This is a genomic window from Methanospirillum hungatei (genome assembly GCF_020216685.1).
Lineage (GTDB): Archaea > Halobacteriota > Methanomicrobia > Methanomicrobiales > Methanospirillaceae > Methanospirillum > Methanospirillum hungatei_B.
Genome location: NZ_JAIWNS010000117.1, coordinates 1 through 17,393, shown reverse-complemented (window position 1 = coordinate 17,393; position 17,393 = coordinate 1). Strand labels below are relative to the sequence as shown.

17 protein-coding genes are annotated in these 17,393 nt (G+C 48.7%); 5 read left to right on the top strand and 12 right to left on the bottom strand.

The features are described 5' to 3' along the window. Positions 1-3: 3 nt before the first annotated feature. The 3 genes from LDL35_RS07360 to LDL35_RS07350 are packed head-to-tail and all read right to left on the bottom strand — an operon-like array spanning position 4 to position 4,656. The gene (locus LDL35_RS07360) at positions 4-738 is read right to left on the bottom strand and encodes a ScpA family protein (RefSeq protein ID WP_304021059.1); all 735 of its coding nucleotides are present in this window, start codon (positions 736-738) and stop codon (positions 4-6) included. After that, on the bottom strand, positions 731-4,171 hold the full coding sequence (gene smc / locus LDL35_RS07355; protein WP_304021056.1) for a chromosome segregation protein SMC: 3,441 nt from the start codon (positions 4,169-4,171) through the stop codon (positions 731-733). The genes LDL35_RS07360 and smc overlap by 8 nt, the downstream gene beginning before the upstream one ends. A 41-nt stretch (positions 4,172-4,212) precedes the next feature. Further along, positions 4,213-4,656, bottom strand: a complete 444-nt coding sequence (locus LDL35_RS07350) for a hypothetical protein (RefSeq protein ID WP_304021053.1) — start codon at positions 4,654-4,656, stop codon at positions 4,213-4,215. A gap of 171 nt (positions 4,657-4,827) precedes the next feature. Between LDL35_RS07350 and glyA the strand changes: the two genes are divergently transcribed. From glyA to cofE, 4 genes are read left to right on the top strand one after another with little or no spacing between them, the layout of a single operon-like run. Beyond that, positions 4,828-6,072: a serine hydroxymethyltransferase gene (glyA, locus tag LDL35_RS07345; protein WP_304021064.1), complete on the top strand. Its 1,245-nt coding sequence runs from the start codon at positions 4,828-4,830 to the stop codon at positions 6,070-6,072. Beyond that, a complete protein-coding gene (gene folD / locus LDL35_RS07340; RefSeq protein WP_304021051.1) occupies positions 6,069-6,908 on the top strand; it encodes a bifunctional methylenetetrahydrofolate dehydrogenase/methenyltetrahydrofolate cyclohydrolase FolD in 840 nt (279 codons plus the stop codon). Before glyA ends, folD begins: the two co-directional genes overlap by 4 nt. Further along, positions 6,890-7,693, top strand: coding sequence for a dihydropteroate synthase (gene folP, locus LDL35_RS07335; RefSeq protein WP_304021048.1), 804 nt, complete (start codon positions 6,890-6,892; stop codon positions 7,691-7,693). Before folD ends, folP begins: the two co-directional genes overlap by 19 nt. Before the next feature lie 2 nt (positions 7,694-7,695). Beyond that, positions 7,696-8,472 (top strand): coenzyme F420-0:L-glutamate ligase, encoded by a 777-nt coding sequence (cofE, locus tag LDL35_RS07330; RefSeq protein ID WP_304021045.1) that lies wholly within the window; start codon positions 7,696-7,698, stop codon positions 8,470-8,472. On the opposite strand, the gene LDL35_RS07325 is transcribed toward cofE, so the two are convergent. Next, the gene (locus LDL35_RS07325; RefSeq protein WP_304021043.1) at positions 8,459-8,650 is read right to left on the bottom strand and encodes a hypothetical protein; all 192 of its coding nucleotides are present in this window, start codon (positions 8,648-8,650) and stop codon (positions 8,459-8,461) included. The genes cofE and LDL35_RS07325 overlap by 14 nt on opposite strands. Positions 8,651-8,693: 43 nt before the next feature. After that, positions 8,694-8,834, bottom strand: coding sequence for a hypothetical protein (locus tag LDL35_RS07320; protein WP_304021041.1), 141 nt, complete (start codon positions 8,832-8,834; stop codon positions 8,694-8,696). 203 nt (positions 8,835-9,037) lie between these two features. Here LDL35_RS07320 and LDL35_RS07315 point away from each other — a divergent pair, with 203 nt between their 5' ends. Beyond that, positions 9,038-10,909 (top strand): S8 family serine peptidase, encoded by a 1,872-nt coding sequence (locus tag LDL35_RS07315; RefSeq protein ID WP_304021038.1) that lies wholly within the window; start codon positions 9,038-9,040, stop codon positions 10,907-10,909. A 29-nt stretch (positions 10,910-10,938) separates the two neighbouring features. Here the strand turns inward: LDL35_RS07315 and LDL35_RS07310 are convergent, their stop codons facing one another. The 7 genes from LDL35_RS07310 to LDL35_RS07280 form a co-directional block, all read right to left on the bottom strand. After that, entirely contained in the window at positions 10,939-11,514 is a 576-nt protein-coding gene (locus LDL35_RS07310) for a nucleic acid-binding protein (RefSeq protein ID WP_304021036.1), read from the bottom strand. Beyond that, the gene (locus LDL35_RS07305; protein WP_304021033.1) at positions 11,507-13,336 is read right to left on the bottom strand and encodes a hypothetical protein; all 1,830 of its coding nucleotides are present in this window, start codon (positions 13,334-13,336) and stop codon (positions 11,507-11,509) included. The genes LDL35_RS07310 and LDL35_RS07305 overlap by 8 nt, the downstream gene beginning before the upstream one ends. Before the next feature lie 89 nt (positions 13,337-13,425). After that, on the bottom strand, positions 13,426-14,340 hold the full coding sequence (locus LDL35_RS07300) for an adenosylcobinamide amidohydrolase (RefSeq protein WP_304021030.1): 915 nt from the start codon (positions 14,338-14,340) through the stop codon (positions 13,426-13,428). Continuing rightward, positions 14,337-14,699 carry an anaerobic ribonucleoside-triphosphate reductase gene (gene nrdD / locus LDL35_RS07295; protein WP_304021027.1) on the bottom strand — a complete coding sequence of 121 codons (363 nt, stop codon included), beginning with the start codon at positions 14,697-14,699 and terminating at the stop codon, positions 14,337-14,339. The genes LDL35_RS07300 and nrdD overlap by 4 nt, the downstream gene beginning before the upstream one ends. A gap of 48 nt (positions 14,700-14,747) precedes the next feature. Next, positions 14,748-15,395 carry an orotidine-5'-phosphate decarboxylase gene (gene pyrF, locus LDL35_RS07290; protein WP_304021024.1) on the bottom strand — a complete coding sequence of 216 codons (648 nt, stop codon included), beginning with the start codon at positions 15,393-15,395 and terminating at the stop codon, positions 14,748-14,750. Continuing rightward, the gene (locus LDL35_RS07285) at positions 15,396-16,316 is read right to left on the bottom strand and encodes a deoxyhypusine synthase (protein ID WP_304021061.1); all 921 of its coding nucleotides are present in this window, start codon (positions 16,314-16,316) and stop codon (positions 15,396-15,398) included. A gap of 76 nt (positions 16,317-16,392) precedes the next feature. Continuing rightward, on the bottom strand, positions 16,393-17,393 hold a 1,001-nt coding region (locus LDL35_RS07280; RefSeq protein ID WP_304021021.1), incomplete at its 5' end, for a tRNA(Ile)(2)-agmatinylcytidine synthase.

The following is a 17,393-nucleotide window of genomic DNA, read 5'->3' as shown; positions in this document are numbered from 1 at the left end:
GATTCAGATCATACCTGATCCGGTTGCATTCTGGATAGCCGCATACGTGGCCGGATTGGGTTCAATATATACCTCGCCAAAGAACGTGTCCTGGGAAATCTCCAGGTATCCCTCATGCATGAGGAAGAGCAGCGGGATAAAGACATGAACAACCGGCCATGCCAGACGGGTTGCAATCTCTGATAAGGTGACTTTCCGGCCCTGAGATACACAGTCCACACAGCAGGTCAGGACCTCCATGGCATTCTCCTGGTACGCTTCCTCATGGGCGATTGAGACAACCTCTTCAGTGTACACGAGCCCGTCATAACTCCAGACTTCGCGTTGTCGCCTTCGTTCTTCTTTTTCTGCGTTCCGAAGAAGGTTGATGAGGTCGTAGAGAGTGATCGGCTGTTTGCGCATACTCTTCCGTTCCAGCCGGCGGGTGATCTCATGTTCCAGCAGCTGGACTGGGTTGTGAATCCGTGATGTACCATCGTCATCAGGACTATCAGGGATATCTCCCCCCTCATCTTCTTCCTCAAATCCCCATGAAGTATCTTTCAGATAATCGGATTTGATCCGCAGAAGGGTAGCAGCATATAGAAGAGTTCTCGCTGACAGGCGGAGATCAAGCATCTCCTGCTTCTCCATCTCAGCGAAAAAACGATCGGTTACTTCGGTAATATCGATATTCCAGGGATCAATCTCCCCGCGTTCAGCCATCTTTACCAGGATTTCAACCGGGTCATCAATCATCCATACTCACTCCGGTCACAAGACTGGTCTTATCAGGCCTGATAGTCACCCCGAGGATTCGGTCTGCAGAATCAATCATCGGCTTTCGAAGAGAGATGTTGATAAATTGTGATGTTCCTGACAACTCCCGGATCATCTCAGCAATCCGCACTACGTTTGATCCGTCAAGATTCATGTCCACTTCATCAAATGCATAAAAAGGCGCAGGTATGTATTTCTGTATCGAAAAGATGAAGGCAAGCGTTGTGAGCGACTTTTCACCACCGGAGAGTGCAGAGAGATGATGCACTTTTTTATCACGTGGCTGGACCGCAAAAGACAGACCGCCAGTAAAGGGATCATCGGGGTTTTCAAGCCTGAGTTCTCCGGAGCCCATGGTAAGGCGTGAGAAGATATCCCTGAAATTGGCATCTATAGAAGTGAAGGCATCCTGAAAGGCTTCATACTTTTTCTTTGAGAAAAATTCTATCCGCTCCTGAATATCATTCATCTCCCGTTTTAACGTTTCAACTCTTGACATACGTTCTGCAACAACCGCATGGACCTGTTCATACTCCTCAATGGCCCGCATATTGACATCCCCAAGACGTTCAATCGCGACCATTGTCTTCTGTGACCGGTCCTCAATCTCCTCTTCACTTAAATCGGTTCTGCACTCACCAGCTTCGGTTACCAACTCTGCAATTTCCGATTTCAGAGCAGATAACTTCTCCTCCATACTCTCAATTTTCAGCAGGACCCGATCCTTTTTCCCTGAAAACTCACGAATCTCAAGATCAAAGGAGTCCGCCTTGTTTGATAGTACTGAACGCTCTGACCGGAGATCCTCTATCTCCTGGGAGAACTTGGCAACTGTTGTCTCGGCATCCTTGATATCCTGTTGCTTCTTCGCAATCTCATCATGACACTCGCGTATCTCTTCCTCGTACCGTTTCATCTGGTCCCGGATACGCTCCATCTGCTGACGTTCTTCCTCAACTTTTTTCTGGGCAAACCCAAGCTCCAACCGGATCTCGTTGATCTCCTGTTCTTTGTTATGCAGCCTCCTCTGTATCTCGGTAATCTGTCGTTCAGCCTCTTCACGCTGTTCGTAGAGTTGAGGAATGCCGGTTTCAGACAGATGATTGGTGATATCCTGAATCGCTTTCTGAATCCTCGCAAGAGTCTGATTCTTCTCTTCTATCGCTGCTTCAACCGTTGCAAGTTCAAGAGAACTGCCACAGCCTCCTCCGCCTGCTTCTTCACGCTGTTTCTGAAGAGAATCCTTCTCGGAAAGGAGATTGACCTTTGCTGATTCTGCAGATTCCAATTGTCCTTTCGCCCTGACAACGGCACCTTCAAGTTCCAGTCTCCGGCTCTGTACAGAATCACGCTCGGTGGTATCAGCTTTCAATACTTCGGACAGTGCCTGTTCTTGAGCAGTCAGAGCAGCTAATTGGGATGAAAGATGCTTCACCTCATCAACCGATGTTGTCCCAAACCCGCCGGCATCTTTCTTCATGCTCCCTCCGGTCATTGTTCCGGATGGTTCCAGCAGCGACCCATCGAGGGTGACCATGCGTGATGAACCAATCCGCTTTCGTGCATGGTCAAGGGTATCAATAACCATGGTGGAACCGAATACAACTCTGAAGGCTGCATCAAACCGGGGATCATAATCAAGCAGATCAAGAGCAAATCCCAGAACATCTGATCCCGGTGGCAGAGAGGGGAGCGGTTTTGGCCTGAGCTTATTTAATGGGAGAAATGTTACCCGACCCAGTTTATGCTCCTGCAGGTACCGGATCGCATCAGCAGCTATCTGATCGGTCTCAACAACAACAAAATGGATCTTTCCTCCGGCTGCAATAGTGAGTGCATTCGCATATTCAGGTTTACAGGTTGCAAGATCTCCTATAGTGCCATACACCCCGTCCATTCCGAGAACTGCTTCCATCGCACGATTATACCGACCCTGGGCCTGTTGTTGCGCTTCTTTTCTCCCGATTTCAACTTTAAGATCCCGGATCTGACGAATCAGTCGATCATGCTCTTCACGTTTCGTATATAGAGCAGTATCAAGAGCGGCCATCATCCGATCATGCTCTTTCTTCTCTTCGAAAAGCCGGGATAATGCCGTGGTAAGACCTGCGATATCCTCATCCTTCTCTCTGATATCTTTCTCTATCGCAATTATCCGGGAGGTAAGGCGGTCTTCCTCAGCGCTTCGCATCCGTGACCGTTCAATGAGAATATCCTGTTGATGCAGTAATTCACCCCGTTCTTCGCGGATTTTGTGAATCTCTGACCGCAGGCTTTCCAGTCGGGCCTCCTCTTCTTCAAGACCTTTTGTCTCCTGGGCAATTGCCTGCGATATCCGATCAAACTCCTTTTGCACTGCAGATGCCGTCATAGAGAGGTTGGTCCGATCAATCATCAGGTTCCGCATTTCGGTGTCAAGGGCCTGTAGTCGCTCTTCCTGCCGCTTTACATCAGTGAAAACATCAGAAAGCCTTTTATTCGCTTCCTCCTTGTCTCGGCCGGCCCGATCTATCGACCGATAAAAACCATCAATTGCAGCCTTTGCCTCTGCAATCCTGGTCACCAGAGCCATGTATTCACTCCCGGTCCTGGCAGTTATCTTCTGATCTATCTCCGCTATCTCATCCCTGATAAAATCCCGTTCATGAGACTTCCATGAGATATCTGCCTCAATCTGGACTACCTGATTTTTTTCTTCGGCTATTGACTGCAGAAGTACATCCTGATCCTTCTTCCGGGCAGATAATCGTGCGGCGGACCGGCACATTGTCAGATATTTCAGTTCATCCTGCAATTTCCGATAGGAAACAGCCTGTTCCTTCTGTTTCTCCAGCTGAGTAAGCCTGACACTCAGCTCCTCAATGTGAACCGACTCTTCAGTCATTCGCTCCCTGACCTGTGAAAGTTCGGAGAGGGCCATATCTTTCTTTGAATCAAACTCGGCAACACCGGCTATCTCATCGATAATCTTTCTCCGTTCATTATCACTCATCTCGATAATCCGGTTGATATCCCCCTGCATGACCACATTATACCCATGGGGCACAATTCCATGACCGGCGAGAAAGTCCAGAAGTTCTCCCTGCCTGCAGGAGCGTCCATTCAGATACAGATAATTATAATAGGTGTTTTCGGTTCTCTTGATACGACGCCGGATATGTGTCCCGTCAGAGAACGTTATCTCAACTTCGGCGGTATTTTTATCGGTGTTCAGATTGATGAGATCAGTCAGCTTCTCTGCACGAAGATGCCTTGATGAAGAAAGGGCAAGAACAAAAAGAATACTATCAATAATATTGCTTTTTCCTGAACCATTCGGTCCGGAAATTACGGTAAATCCCGGTAAAAATGGGATTTTCGTTTTTCTCCCAAAAGATTTGAAATTATCTATTTCAAGTTGTGTGATATGCAAACCCTTACACCAGAGCAAGGAAGGGGAATTATTTTCCTGATTTACAAGTCTTCTGAAGGCTCTTTATCTTCTGCAATGATGAGATCATTCGAACCACTTCTCTGATGCTGGTCCTTATATCTCATCCGGGCATCGCGGGCGGATGCAATGATAATCTCTTCACCGCTCTCCTTCTCCGGCTGTAATGTACCATCTGGCTGCATCTTCAGGGTGATCTTATCCCGTGCCGGAGGAGAGACCGTTTTTACCGTTTCAGCCTCCGGTTCCAGACTTTCCCGCTCAACCTTGCTTCGGGAGATTGGTGGAGCAACTGCCTGGATAACCGGTGGTGGCCGCTGTTCCTTTTTCAGCTTCATAACAACCGCCTTCATATCCAGCATTTCATCTGTCAGGCCTTTGATGAGCGCTTCCATGTCTGCTACTTTCCGCTCGAGCAGACGAACCCGTTCATCAAGATTATTTGTCCCGTACCCTTCTTCGCTCATAACTTACAATCCTGATATAACCCGGCTATCTGTCTGTGTTAGTATTTGATACTAATACATATATATTTCCCTTCTCAATTTTTCATTTTCTCTTAAACTGACCGCTTGACAGAGAAAAATTATCCGGATGTACAAAACCATATTACCCTTTTATGCCAGATGTGTATGCACATGTCCTATCTGGAAACGACTGATCCAGAAATTGCAGCGATCATCGATAAAGAAACCAACCGTCAGATAAACGGCCTTGAACTTATTGCTTCAGAGAACGTCGTCAGCAGGGCAGTCCTTGAAGCTTCCGGTTCAATCATGACGAACAAATACGCAGAAGGGTATCCGGGCAAACGGTACTACGGCGGGTGTGAGTTCCATGATATGGCAGAGAATCTGGCCCGCGACAGGGTTTGTTCCCTGTTTGGTGCAGAACATGCAAATGTTCAGCCACATTCCGGCAGCCAGGCAAATATGGCAGTATACTTCACTGTCCTCAAGCCTGGTGATAAGATCCTTTCCATGAACCTCTCACAGGGTGGCCATCTCTCCCACGGATCCCCGGTGAACTTTTCAGGTATAATCTATGAATCACACCAGTACGGGGTTGATTTAAAGACAGAGCGGATGGATTATGGCACGATAGCCGAGATGGCACGAACTATCAAACCAAAGATTATTGTATGCGGTGCAAGTGCCTACCCAAGAGAGATTGATTTTAAGGCCTTTGCTGAGATCTCTGAAGAAGTCGGAGCATACTGTGTTGCAGATATTGCGCATATTGCAGGTCTGTGTGCAACCGGCATCCACCCAAGTCCGGTCGGTCTGACAACCTTTACCACGTCAACCACGCACAAAACACTTCGTGGTCCCCGTGGTGGATTCATCCTCTGTGACAAGGAGTTTGCAGCACCCATTGACAAGGCCGTATTCCCCGGAATGCAGGGCGGGCCCCTGATGCATATCATTGCTGCAAAAGCAGTCTGTTTCAAGGAAGCATCCACAAAAGAGTTCAAAAAATATTCAGAACAGGTTGTTAAGAATGCACGGACAATGGCTGATACCTTATCAGCAAACGGTGTCAGACTTGTCTCTGGTGGAACCGACAACCATCTCTGTCTTCTTGACCTGACGAACTTTGGTATTACCGGACTTGAGGCAGAACAGGCCCTTGGAAATGCCGGGATTACCGTTAACAAGAACACCATTCCGAATGAGACCAAGAGCCCCTTTGTCACCAGTGGTCTTCGTGTCGGAACTCCCGCCGTTACCAGCCGTGGTATGAAAGAGAGCGAAATGAAACAGATCGGAGAATGGATTGCAGCAATCATCCGTGACAGCAAGAATACCGGACTTCAGGATACCATCAGGGAAGAAGTCAAATCTCTTGCCAGCCAATATCCCCTCTACCCTGATCTGACATGATATTAGATGGTAAAGGACTTGCAGCACGAAGACTCGAACTGCTGAAAGAAGATATTATTGAGGGGGGTCTCTCCCCTACTCTTGCTACCGTTATTGTGGGTGATGACCCGGCATCACATATGTATGTCAGGATGAAGCACCGGGCGTGTGAACAGGTCGGCATCTCTTCGGTAAACATCTCCCTCCCGGAGGACACAACCACCCGGACTATCCTTGATAGGATCCGTCAGCTGAACGAAGATCCGGATATTGATGGGATACTGGTCCAGCTTCCTCTCCCAAAATCCATTGATACCGAAGCAGTTTTGGCAGCAATTCTTCCTGAAAAGGATGTGGACGGATTTCATCCCCTGAACATGGGAAGGCTGGTCACCGGACTTCCCGGCCCGAGACCCTGCACACCAAAGGGGATCATGACCCTTCTTCATGAGAACAAAATTTCAATCGCAGGCAAGCGGGCAGTTGTTGTTGGGAGGAGTGTGGATGTCGGTCGTCCGATTGCTCTTCTTCTTCTTCATGCAGATGCAACCGTGACTATGTGTCATAGCAAAACAGAGAATCTAAAAGAGATTACAAAACAGGCAGACATACTTGTGAGTGCTGCAGGAAAAGCAGGGATCATAACCGCAGATATGGTCAAACCAGGAGCGACGGTTATTGATGTCGGCACAAACCAGGTGAACGGAAAACTCTGTGGTGATGTGGCATTTGATGAGGTTGAGAAGATTGCCGGGGCAATTACGCCGGTCCCGGGCGGTGTCGGACCGATGACTATCGCATCACTTATGGAAAACACCGCAGATATCGCAAGGAGTCGATGCGGACATTTCATGTAAAGGACATTCATATCGGCAGGTCCTGCCCTGTCCTGATGGGTGTTCTGAACATTAGTCCCGAATCTTTTTATCCTGGTTCTTTTGTGCCAATTTCAGCGGTTCATGAGACTGCCGTTCAGATGATAACTGACGGGGCTGAGATTCTTGACATAGGGGCACGCAGCACGGCACCGGGCAGCCCCCCGATTTCAGTATCTGAAGAGACTGCCCGAATAAAAGAATCTTTACACGAACTGCAGGGTGAGGACGTTATCATCAGTATTGATACCATGCACCCTGAAGTCCTGAATGCTGCTCTTCATTTTGATATCCATATTGCAAATGATATATCCGGACTTTCAAACCCTGATCTGGCAGAGCTCATCGCAGATGCCGGACTTCCGGCAGTTCTCATGGCATCTGGAAAATCGCCAGGGGATGCCCGCTCTCTTCAGGATACCCATGATTTAATCAGAAATGTTCTGACACGGGCAGGTGACAATGGGATTGAGGATATTATCCTTGATCCCGGTATCGGCAAATGGATACCTGAACGGACAGCAGAAGATGACTGGGACCTATGCAGGCATTTTCATGAATTATCTGTATATGATCTGCCACTTCTTGTCGCTGTCTCGAGAAAGTCATTTATTGGTGAATTAACCGGTCAGTCACCAACCGGAAGACTTGCCGGAACACTTGCCGTGACGACCAGATTAATTGAAAGCGGGGCATCAGTTATTCGAGCACATGACATCCCGGAGACCAGGGATGTTATCAAAAGTGTCATGCACCTGATGAGGTAGGAATGAGACAATTTCAGATCTACGGACTACAGACTGCACTCATAAAACCTGGCGATTCCCTGCTGGAACATCTCTTTACTGCCCTTGATACTCAGGGACTTGTCCTGCAGGATCATGACATCATCGTCTTTGCAGAGTCTGCGGTTGCAACCGCCCAGGGGAGAATTGTTAAACTCGAATCAATCCAGCCATCAGAAGAGGCACTAGAGGTAGCTTTGCAGTATGACATCGAACCGGCTCTGGCTGAAGTGGTAATCCAGGAGTCTGATGCTGTTGTAGGGGGAATACCTGGGTTTTTACTATCCATAACATCAGGTCATCTTCTTCCAAATGCAGGGGTTGACGGATCAAATGCACCTGAAGGGCATGTCACACTCCTTCCGGCAGATCCTGATGCACTGGCACACGATCTCCGGAAAACTATTCTTGAAAAGACCGGCTGTGTTGTTGCAATTCTTATTATCGACAGCAGGACTCATCCCATGCGATATGGGTCCGGAGGGGTAGCCATCGCCTGCTCCGGCATTCCTGCCATCATCGATGAAAGGGGAAGAAAAGATCTCTTTGGCCGGGAACTCAAGGTCACCAGACGGGCGGTCGCGGACAATATCGCATCTGCAGCCGAACTGGTCATGGGAGAGTCTGATGAACAGATCCCGGCAGCCCTGGTCCGTGGTCTTGATATCGAGTTTGGGGAGTTCGAAGGGATAGATCTTATCGCACCGGATGAGTGTATCTTTATCGGAAGCCTGAAAAAGGCATATATTACTCCTTGCTGACTGTTTTTTTCAGTTCATAGAGGAGGATCATAATACCGGTGAGAATTACAATTACCGGCCAGAACGGAAAGGAAAAATCCCACCATCCCATATCATTTCCAAGCCAGACAAGTCCCCAGCAAAAGATAAATATGCCGATTACGATGACCCCGGCATTCATTCTATGAAAATATTTCATTTCCGTAACAATTCCATCGGATAAATCAGAAAGCGGTACAATATTACAACCCGAACGGCATATCCCAGGTATGACTACAGGCATTGCACTTGCATTTTGCAATCATACTTCCTGACTCCGTCGTGACCAGATCTTCAAAATCCGTGTCTTTCGAGTTGCATTTCGGGCAGATTATATCTCCCATGATATCAGCATCACATTACCCGGGGGGGGTCTTACTTACAATTCTGCATCTGGATCTATTTGAACCCGGTGATACACAGATGTATTATATATACAACTTCAGGTCTTTTCTCTGTTTGCCTGATCACGAGTCATTGTTCGGGAAACTTCTTTCATATAGACGGCAAATAAGAAATTAGCTGTGCTATTTCACAGGGGGTTTACATGATTATTCCAGGGAACATTTCGTCGCTCACTCTTCTTACAGGAGTGATAGTCATCATCTGTGTACTCACACAGGCAGGAACGGCGATTCCTGATCACAGTATTTTATCAAATCCATCGCCAATACAACAGATTTCACCTCCGACGGTATCACCAGGGGGTTCTGGTGCTGTATTACAGTCTTCAGCTCTTCCCGTTTCAGTTCAGTCGGTTGAGGTATCAACAGAATATGCGCCTGACCGGCTGATTGTACGATATAATCCTGACCGCCCACGGGCTGAATCCTCGATGATGTCAATTCAGTCAGCAACAAATACACAGGCCGGGACATCAGTGGTAAAGGACCTGAGTGATGCAGGAATTCCTGGTATGCAGGTCGTTCAGGTCACCACGAACACACTTGATGCAGCAATGGAGGCATATAAGAACAGTCCGGATGTTTTGTATGTCGAACCTGACTACAAGATCTCCTTAAGTCCGATTGAAAAGACCGGAAAAGTGGCTGATGTCAATACGATGAGTATCAGTGCTGCTGCATACCCAAATGATCCAGGCTACCAGTATTTATGGGGACTTCACAACACCGGACAGGCTCCGTTTTATGGAATGGTCGATGCTGATATTGACGCACCTGAAGCATGGGGCATCACTACCGGTTCACCAAATGTTGTGGTGGCAGTTGTTGATACCGGTGTTGACTACACTCATCCTGACCTTGCTGCGAACATCTGGCAGAATTCCGGTGAGATCATCAATGGGGTTGATGATGACGGGAACGGATATATCGATGATGTCCGGGGCTGGAATTTTGTCTCAAAGAACAATGATCCCATGGATGACAGCGGTCATGGAACTCATTGTGCCGGTACCATTGCTGCGGTGGGGAACAATGGGATCGGGGTCACCGGGACAGCCTGGAATGTAAAGATAATGCCACTCAAGTTCCTGAATGCACAAGGCTCTGGCTATGTATCTGATGCAATTTCTGCAATATTATACGCCAACCGGAAAGGAGCTGCCGTAATCTCCAACTCATGGAGTGGTACCGGGTATACCCAGTCACTAAAAGATGCCATCGATGCCTCTTCTGCAGTTGTGGTATGTGCAGCAGGGAACAGCGGTGCAAATGCGGATAGTAATCCCCAGTACCCGGCAGCATTTACCAGCAGTAACATCCTCTCGGTGGCGGCGACTGATTACAATGACAAACTGGCTTCATTCTCCAATTATGGACCTAACTCAGTGGATCTTGCAGCGCCGGGTGTCAGCATTTACAGCACGTCCAAATCAGGCACCTATCAGTACCTGAGCGGGACATCCATGGCCACACCGCATGTGTCCGGAGTCGCGGCATTGATAAAATCGCAGAATCCGTCAATGTCTGCTACCCAGATTCGAAGCAGAATCTTCAGCAGTGTTGATGCGATATCATCCCTCTCCGGCAAGGTTGGATCCGGAGGAAGACTGAACGCCGCAAAGGCCCTTGGAGGAGCAGCACCAACACCGACACCAACCTATACCCCGTACCCGACGGTTACACCCACAAAGACGCCGACACCCACGCCGACATTCACTCCCTCTCCAACCCCGACACCGACTGTGTCACCAACACCAAAACCAGGGTCTGATTTGAGTGCCGCATTTTATGCTGCACCAACCTATGGAAGGGCACCATTACGGGTACAGTTCATTGACCAGTCATATGGAAACCCGAACCGGTGGACCTGGTCATTTGGGGATGGAGGATTTTCATATCAGAAAAATCCGTATCATACCTATCTTAAGAAAGGGACATTCTCTGTCAGGCTGACGGTGAACAGGGGCGGACTGGCGAGTACGGTCTACAAACAACGGATAATTACCGTAACATAATTTTTTTTGATTTTTAAAAATCTGAAAAATCAGAGTTGAATAGAAGCAAGTGCTTCTTTGACTTTTGATCGCCAGGATTCAAATGGACGCTGATACACTTCAGCTGCCTTCTGATGATCCGGATCGTCGGTGTTCTTTTCGATCCTATCAAGCGTCAGCCGTGCAGTATCCAGAATCCAGCAGTCAACCACAGATTTATCAACGGCGGTAATAGATTCTGCCCTGACTGACACCAGGTTTCTTCCATCAGGGGCCTGAAACACCCCGGGCTTTCCAATGATGACCACATAGGATGGTGATTCGATTGATGAGATCTGATGAAGCGCTTCGGGTTGGTAGCTCCCGGCACTCACAAAGAATATTCCGGTGGGATCCATGACCCTGATCTGGTAAAAGACCGCTTCACCTTCTGACTTCTTCTTTTCAGTCAGAGTCCCGGCAATAAAAACCCGGTTACACCGCTCACCTGTTGGAAGCAGTATATAGGTCGGGCTTTTGTCATCCGTACCTTCTCTGAAATGATGATGAGCTTCCCGTAGTTCTGCTGCAAAGACTCTTTTCGCTGACTCGCGTTCAAATCTTCGGTTTGCTGAGTTGTCACTCATGTGATCCACCCTCCGCACGGTTCATCAGTTCGGCCAGCATCCCGGCATCAAAAGTCTGAAATTCACAATTATAGGCAACCAGGCGATTATCAAATACCCTCCCCCTGCAGATAAGATACCGGCCCAGAATCTGCTCATTGACATGATAAAATACGGTATCAAGACCAAGAGGGTTATTCTCTGCCATCTCCTGTGCTGTGATAAGGTTAAGTCCGGTCAGTTCCTCAACACCTTCCCGTGAAATGATTGTATCATAGGTCTTCTGACCGTCATCAAGCCAGCCTTTGACCCTGAGATCATAGATATAATTCGGCTGAATTTCATGGATCGGACAATAATTCTGCCTTGAGAGGACACGCCCACATCCCTCAACCGGACATCGCTTGATAAGACCTGATCCCGGAGAGAGGTGGACAAATGCCCCCTTCACTTCCTCATTCGGAGATCTGACCTGAATGGTGGCGCCTTCGTCCGGAAGAAGAGTTGCCCCGTTCAGGGTTACAGACAACCGGCCGTTGAACTCATCAACTGATGCATAATAGATACCATAGACCATGTCAGGTACCAGTCTCTGGGCCATGTCATCCTTCCAGGTGACGAACCGGATAGTCCCCGACTCTTCGCCCAAAAGGCCGCTCTGGAAGATACGTTCTGAGGTACTTTCATATTCCTGGACAAGTTTTACCCGCAGACAGACGATTCCCGGCCCTGCCTGGGCGACCGGGATGATATTTGGTCTGATACTCCGGTCCTCCAGAAGTGGTGTTGCTGTACCTGGATTTATCTGCATGCTGAATGCCCCCCGGTACCGATCCACAACTGCCCCCTTTATTGCATACCACTGATTTTCCATCAGGGGCTCTGCTCCCGGACTATTTCGGATGATAAACCTGACTGCTCCGGAATCATCAGCAAAAACACCCCGTTGAAGTATCTGATCAGAAGATTGCTTCTCTATCGCTACTACCTTCCCTTCAACCAGGGCGACACCAGGTGATAATTCCCCAACCGGTGTCTTTTCGATGTCAGGCATTTCATCTCTGGATATCGGGGTGATTTTTGTCCCGCTATGAACTTTTATTGATAGTTGTCCGTTAAACTCATCTGATTCAACAAGATCCAGCCGGTACCAGTGCCCTTGTTCAAGGAGCGGCGCATTGGCAGAGGCCCAGACAGTGAACCGGATAGTACCTGAATTGTCTGCAAATATACCCGACTGTGCAATTGAAGGAGACCGGGGCGGAAAGATGGTTGTGACCTCACCTTCAACAGATATCCATTGTTTTGGTTTTATCTCTGATATCGGTGTTATCACCGGTTCAGGAACAGAATCCGGAGCAAGTTCGGTTATGGTGGTTCCTGAATGAACTTTCAGGCTTACCTGACCATTGTATTCATCCGCTACCGCAGATTCGATCCTGTACCATTTTCCCTGTTCCATCACCGGTGCATTTGCCTTTGCCCACACGGTAAACCGCATAGTCCCGCTTGAGTCCATTATTACCCCGCTCTGGGCTACTGAAGGAGAGCGTGAAGGGATTAAGGTAACTATCTGTCCTTCGACCGTAACCCATTGTTCGGCCTGGATCTCTGATATCGGTATTACAGAATCAGCATCCTGTTTTGACGGACCTGCTGATGGAAGTTCCATCCCAAATTGCCGGGCATAATCACCGATTATTGATCGTTCCGCTTCGGCAGGCGGGACAGAGAATTCTTCTACAAACCGGTTGATCTTTTCCTCAAGTTTTGCCCGGTCAATTGGATGACCTGCTGCTGCAAATTTTTCGGAGATCCTGTCTGCGATTTCTTTGAGTTCCATTTCATCTCCATAAGAAAGGTCAACAACAAGGGTATTTAAAGAAGATACCCGCGGGGTGAAAGTGAAAATATCACTAAATTATAGAGATTTTAGTGATTTTTAGAATATAATGACTTTAATTCAAGTAATGTGGCTTCAGGATTTCTCAAAAGATGGCTGGTTACCTGTGGGTGGTGATTTAATAAACAGCGGGTGCATGCAAAGACCGGTGCCCGTTCAGGTTTTACAATCCAGTCACCAAGGGTTGTATCTCCACACGGGTAGAGCGGACAATAACAGAGATCACATCGCTGCCCCTGATAATGACACGGATAATAGGGGCAATGCTCTTTCTCCCATACTACCCAGTGAGGTCCGCCAATACCTGAACGGATAAAAAATGAGGGCTTTTTCTTCTTTATATCAGACTGGCGAAGCAGAGCCTTTGTTACACCAGTATACACTGCTTCATGAATCCGCCGTCCGGTCTCTGTTGCACTCCCTGCGTATCTGATGGTCTTGCCAGTTCCCTCAGAAGCGATGATTACCGCATCTGTGACCGTTCCTGCAAAATCATATCCGGCATCACGAAGAGCGAGGACTTTTGCTTCGGTCGTAGTAATGACCGCATCGACCAGAGCCTGATCGTGAAGATCCCGGGTCAGGACTATAATATTGATCGTCCCGGGAGCAGGGGCAGGTGTATCCTCCGGTGCCGGTGGTGATGGCTGCACCGGATCAGGGTGGGTTATACCTGCCGTTACAAAGACCATCATGGTATCCCAGGAAAGAATACAGAGCGTATTCATATCAACAGCCGTCAGAAGACCAGCAGTGTCCGCATATGAAAGACCCAGAGAATATGAGAGCAACTCCAGCTCCTTCTCCGGATCATGAGAAAAGTCGTTTTGAACCTGATGATTTATCAGCGTTGTACAATTCCGAATGCCACCTTGAGGTCCGGAACTGCAGATTCGAAACTTCCCACGAACGATAAGGGAATTTGATCTGAGGTAGTACCTCATGTCACGCTATAACGCTGACGGTCTTTTAATTCCTGTTGTTTGCCTGCATTCCAACCGGACACATCCTGCAGGTATCCGGTAACCCTGCTAATCTGCACAACATCATGACATCCGCATTCAGGGCAGACCGGTTCACCACAGAGCGGGCAGTATTCTATTGTTGCAGCAATCTCATGTGAACAATCACAATTGTCAAGGGGGCACATGATCTCCGGGTTTACATCACCGCAGACAGGACACGGACTTTCATCAACAATCAGGTGGCAGGTGTGACATTTATATCTCCGTTCACTTTCAGGGATCTCCTCCTTACAGGAGTACTTCTCTGAGAGAGCCCGTTGTTCCTTAGTCCAGTTCATACTTAGTGATTATCTTTCATTCCCTTAATGGATAGGGAAGTGGGAGGGTTAATTCCGGGAAGGACTTTTGAACTGTGCATATTGCTCGGCCGCACCGGCAGGATCTTCAGACTCGTAAATTGCTCTTCCAACGATAATTCCATCCACGATTCCTGCTATTGCTGATGGATCCCCGCCCTGTGCACCAACACCGGGTGACAGGATCTTTCTGGTGCCGATGAGCGTGCGCAGCAGTTGTGTCCGTTCAGGTCGTGTAGCTGGAGCAATGATCCCATCCGCCCCGGTTTCGCAGACAAGTGCAGCAATCCGCTCGGCAATGCCCCCATGGAAAAAGTCTACCGCACCAGGATGACTCATCTCCGTGACGACATAGCACTCTCCCCCATGATCATGAGCAGTATCAACACAGGCGAGCACAGAATCCCTGCCGACAAAGCCATGACAGATAATTCCTGAAAACCCATGAGAAAATACTTCCTCGGCGATAAGCCGGCTGGTATTAGGAATATCCGCCACCTTGAAATCGGCAATAAGGGGAAGTCCCCCAGATGATAATTCATCAGCGATGCCAAGACCTGCTGCCAGAACCAGGGGATAGCCTATCTTTATTCCATCCAGATATGGCGCAGTCTTCTCTGCAATCGATACCGCTGCATCACGGGTGCCCACATCCAGGGCAAGGATTACTTCGGTCATTTACATCTCCAGTACTGCTGACATGATAAGCGGGAAGGTTATCGTTGCATCACCATACACGGTGACCGTCTGTGCATCCTCGTCAACCTTTCCCCAGGATCTGGCTTCATCAAGAGTGGCACCAGAAAGACCTCCTAAATCAGGCCGGTCTCCGGTCAGTTGCACGGCATACGTAAACCCTTTTGGGGTCATGAGCATGCTCTGCAGGATATAATTCTTCGGGACACCTCCCCCGACAAAGAACGCACCGGCGATATCTGCTGAAAAACACCGGTCCATGATTTTATCCATGTCACCAAATGCGTCAACGACTATCTTGTGGGTCTGCCGGTATAACCAGAACTGCAGCCCGATCATCGAGTCCTGAACTGCAGGACAGAAGACCGGGATCTTCTTTCTGGACGCAGTTGCAAGGATACCAGAATTGAGGTGGGAACCGATATGGGCAAGGAGATCCGTGATTGAGAGAACGGTCCCGTCAGGAATTTTTGAGAAAACGTCCTGCATAAACTCCTCGAATTTTATAAATGACTCATTCGGGAGATAGACATCATAAATCCGGTTGATCTCATCATGCCGCAGCTCAACATCGTTGCACTTCTCCGTTCCCCGGAAATGGTGACATCCGATTGCTTCGATAATATCATGAGTCAGGTTGGCACCGGTTGACACCAGAACATCAATGTATCCTGCTTCCATAAGGTCAGATACAATACCACCCATTCCAGCGGGAACCATCGCTCCGGCAAGACCAAAAAAGCGGGTTACGCGTTTATCCTGATACATCGTACCGGTTATGCTCACCGCCCGTGACAGGGCACCTCCATTATAGGCTCCAGCCTGCTCCATGGCACTGATGAGGCTTTTTACCGTCATCCCAGGCTTAAGATGAACCTGTTGTACCGGCACATCACATTCCATACTATACATATGGGCGGTCAGCTCCCAAGTACCTGACGTACCTGATGTGCGAGGAAATGCGATCTCCTGGTGAAAATCAGTGCTCCATCTTCCGCGATGAGGGAAGGGAGGAAGAATCAGGATCGACATGACCCCGGGCAATAGGTCGTGAGAGATGACGCCGTGCTCCGGGGGGAACCTCGTACCAGCCTGAAGAGATGGTCCGCTTTTCAATGATCTGTTCAGGGGTGGTTGCACGATTCCCGCACCTGCGGCATTTGTACCCTTTTCCTGACCCTGCACTGGTCATCCGCTTCTGACATGACGGACAGATGGGTGCCCGGGCAATAATATACGGTTCAACAGAGAATACGTACATCTTCTCAAGGTTTAAGGTATTTTTCAGGTAACTCCCGGCCACCAGAATCTCATCACCAGGCCGTAATGACCGGACAAAATCCCTGAATTTCTTCGTCGGTTCAAAGGCCATACAGGGAATCTTCTGATCACTAGCCATGAGTGGGAAAGAGACATGACCACCTTTTCCGGTTTTTGGTGTCTCATGAACCCTGCCCCTGATCAGATATGATATCCCTTCAGTCAGAAGGCTGCCTTCATACAAGACCAGGTGTGCATCAGTACCCTGGTTTGTCTTCCAGATACGGGCCATATCCGCCCCTTCAGATCTGATTACCGACACTGCATGGGCTACAGAAAAGGGAGAGTCACCCCTGATACCAAATAACACCGGATCCGGTGTATGCGGGACACAGACCGGGCCTTTCAGATCTGGATCCCAGGTATCCCAGGTGTGAGGGCGGGTCAGGTCCTCTGATAACCGGAGACTCTCAGCATCAACCTCACGGACAATTTTCAACCGGCTTTGATGCCGGTATGCCAGATACTCCCAGGTAAAATCGGGAAACTCACTGCACACCGCAGCAGTCGCTCCAATAAGACCTCTCCCAAGTTTATATCCGAGAAATCGGAATGCATACCTGGCAAGGAAATCTCTGGCTTCATCGATCCGGCAATGACTCTGAACCGCTTTCCAGTAAAAATCCGCGGGTGGTTTTTGAAGGCTTACGACAATACCGG